The sequence below is a fragment of the Bacillus sp. S4 genome (genome assembly GCF_040838205.1).
Lineage (GTDB): Bacteria > Bacillota > Bacilli > Bacillales > Bacillaceae_G > Bacillus_A > Bacillus_A cereus_U.
This window is the reverse complement of record NZ_JBFPJI010000360.1, coordinates 1-3,086: the sequence shown is the minus strand read 5'-3', so window position 1 is coordinate 3,086 and position 3,086 is coordinate 1. Positions and strand designations below refer to the sequence as shown.

Here is a 3,086-nt window from a genome sequence, read left to right as displayed (position 1 = left end):
AAGTATGTCATATTGAATACCCATACATTACCGGAAACATTGGTTTTTTTATAAAAAATCAAAAAAACATCAACATATTTGCCGATACATGTTGTATAATCTTGCGTGGGAAGCTATCATATAAATGTATAAAACGTTTACTAACATACGCGAAGGGAAGAATAGCATGTCACATTCAATCGAACAACTTTCTATCAACACGATTCGCACATTATCCATTGATGCGATTGAAAAAGCAAATTCTGGTCACCCAGGAATGCCAATGGGTGCAGCACCAATGGCTTATACATTATGGACTCAATTTATGAAACACAATCCAAATAACCCAACGTGGTTTAACCGCGATCGTTTCGTATTATCTGCAGGTCATGGTTCAATGTTACTATACAGCCTACTTCATCTATCTGGTTATGACTTAACAATGGATGACTTAAAGAACTTCCGTCAATGGGGAAGCAAAACTCCAGGACATCCTGAGTATGGTCACACAGCAGGTATAGACGCAACAACTGGTCCACTTGGACAAGGTATTGCAACAGCTGTTGGTATGGCGATGGCTGAAAGACATTTAGCAGCAAAGTATAACCGTGATGCGTACAATGTAGTAGATCATCATACATACGCTATTTGTGGTGATGGCGATTTAATGGAAGGCGTTTCTGCTGAAGCATCTTCATTAGCTGCTCATTTACAATTAGGTCGTCTTGTTGTGCTTTACGATTCAAACGATATTTCATTAGATGGCGATTTAAATCGCTCATTCTCTGAAAGTGTAGAAGATCGTTACAAAGCATACGGCTGGCAAGTAATCCGTGTTGAGGATGGAAACGATATTGAAGCAATTGCAAAAGCAATTGAAGAAGCGAAAGCTGACGAAAAACGCCCAACGCTAATTGAAGTAAGAACGACAATTGGTTTCGGTTCTCCAAACAAATCAGGAAAATCAGCTTCACACGGTTCTCCACTTGGTGTAGACGAAACAAAATTAACGAAAGAAGCATATGCTTGGACTGCTGAACAAGATTTCCATGTAGCAGAAGAAGTATATGACAACTTCCGTAAAACGGTACAAGATGCTGGTGAGACTGCACAAGCTGCATGGAACACGATGCTCGGTGAATATGCACAAGCATATCCAGAATTAGCAAACGAGCTGCAAGCAGCAATGAATGGTCTTCTTCCAGAAGGTTGGGAACAAAGCTTACCAACTTATGAATTAGGATCAAAAGCAGCAACACGTAATTCTTCAGGTGCTGTAATTAATGCTATTGCAGAGTCTGTACCATCATTCTTTGGTGGATCAGCTGACCTTGCTGGTTCTAACAAAACATACATGAATAACGAAAAAGACTTCACAAGAGCTGATTACAGCGGTAAAAACATTTGGTACGGTGTTCGTGAGTTTGCGATGGGTGCAGCAATGAACGGTATTGCACTACATGGCGGTTTAAAAACTTACGGTGGTACGTTCTTCGTATTCTCTGACTACTTACGTCCAGCAATTCGTCTTGCAGCATTAATGCAATTGCCTGTAACGTATGTATTCACACACGACAGTATCGCTGTTGGTGAAGATGGTCCAACGCATGAGCCGGTTGAACAATTAGCAGCACTTCGTGCAATGCCAAACGTTTCTGTTATTCGTCCAGCTGACGGTAACGAATCTGTTGCAGCTTGGAGATTAGCTTTAGAATCTACAAAAACACCAACTGCATTAGTGTTAACTCGTCAAGATCTTCCGACATTAGAAGGTGCAAAAGACGATACTTATGAAAAAGTAGCAAAAGGTGCATATGTAGTTTCTGCAAGCAAGAAAGAAACGGCTGATGTAATCCTACTTGCAACTGGATCTGAAGTAAGCTTAGCAATCGAAGCGCAAAAAGCTTTAGCAGCAGACGGCGTTGATGCAGCTGTTGTTAGCATGCCATCTATGGATCGCTTTGAAGCTCAAACTGCTGAGTACAAAGAATCTGTACTACCAAAAGCAGTAACGAAACGTTTCGCAATTGAAATGGGTGCTACATTCGGATGGCACCGTTACGTAGGTCTTGATGGAGATGTACTAGGTATCGACACATTCGGTGCTTCTGCTCCTGGTGAGAAGATTATGGAAGAGTATGGATTTACTGTAGAGAACGTTGTTCGCAAAGTAAAAGAAATGCTTTAATGATTTTAGAAAAATCTCTCCAGCATGGGGAGATTTTTCTATGTAATTGAGTTTTTTCGACAGGAAAAGTTTTTTCTCTCTCCGTAGTCAGACAATCATTGCAAATTTTTTCTTATATAATGTAGGGAAAAGGTTGTCCAGATCGGGAGGGAAAAAATGAAAACGTATGAATTGTATTTAATTCAAGAGGATATTGCGAAAGCTTACTTTGGTCGTGAATATTTGTTTTTTGATTTATTTGCTCGATTTTCAGAATCTGGGTCCCTTTCGGAGAAGAAAGTATTATATAAACAAATGACGTATATTACGATGCCATTACAAGTAATGAAACTTCATCATAAATTAGAACAAGCTTTGCATGTTCTTGGCAAATATGAAAGAACACATCATACTCATACGCTCTATACAGGAGCCGAATATGGCGAAATAATGGTGAAACCACAATATATTCGAATGAATACTTCTGGAAATGTATCCATGGAAACAACTTTCTTTGAGGTGCTTAGAAGGTGTGAGTTAACATTTTTAGCGATGGATTATGAAAATAAAAAGTACGGATGGTTAAATCCTCTCAAACAAGTACGAACATATGTGTAAAAAATGTCGAATAGTATCTTGTCTTATTGAAAAGGTTTTAGTACACTGTAAGGTAGACAACATGAAGGAGGAAAAGATATGCCAATGTGGTTAGGTATTCTAGTGGGCGTAGTAGCACTAGTAGCAGGCGTGGCGTTAGGATTTTTCATTGCCCGCAAATATATGATGAATTACTTACAAAAAAATCCACCAATTAACGAACAAATGTTAAAAATGATGATGATGCAAATGGGACAAAAACCTTCCCAAAAGAAAATCAATCAAATGATGAGCGCGATGAATAAGCAACAAACAAAATAAGCGCCAAAGGGCACTCTTACCG

The 3,086-nt window shown here is 39.1% G+C and carries 3 protein-coding genes; all 3 read left to right on the top strand.

What is annotated here, in order from left to right; translation table 11 throughout:
- The first annotated feature begins 166 nt into the window (after positions 1 to 166).
- The 3 genes from tkt to AB3X48_RS20040 all read left to right on the top strand — a co-directional run bounded on the left by tkt (position 167) and on the right by AB3X48_RS20040 (position 3,064).
- On the top strand, positions 167 to 2,167 hold the full coding sequence (tkt, locus tag AB3X48_RS20050) for a transketolase (protein WP_016105864.1): 2,001 nt from the start codon (positions 167 to 169) through the stop codon (positions 2,165 to 2,167).
- 156 nt (positions 2,168 to 2,323) lie between these two features.
- Complete coding sequence (gene sirA / locus AB3X48_RS20045; protein ID WP_367959858.1) at positions 2,324 to 2,764, top strand: sporulation inhibitor of replication protein SirA; 441 nt, start codon at positions 2,324 to 2,326, stop codon at positions 2,762 to 2,764.
- Between the two features lie 78 nt (positions 2,765 to 2,842).
- Positions 2,843 to 3,064: a YneF family protein gene (locus tag AB3X48_RS20040; RefSeq protein WP_001132292.1), complete on the top strand. Its 222-nt coding sequence runs from the start codon at positions 2,843 to 2,845 to the stop codon at positions 3,062 to 3,064.
- Positions 3,065 to 3,086: the final 22 nt, after the last annotated feature.

Coding starts and splice junctions, on each gene's coding strand:
- tkt (WP_016105864.1), top strand. CDS start 167: ATGTCACATTCAATCGAACAACTTTCTATCAACACGATTCGCACATTA.
- sirA (WP_367959858.1), top strand. CDS start 2,324: ATGAAAACGTATGAATTGTATTTAATTCAAGAGGATATTGCGAAAGCT.
- AB3X48_RS20040 (WP_001132292.1), top strand. CDS start 2,843: ATGCCAATGTGGTTAGGTATTCTAGTGGGCGTAGTAGCACTAGTAGCA.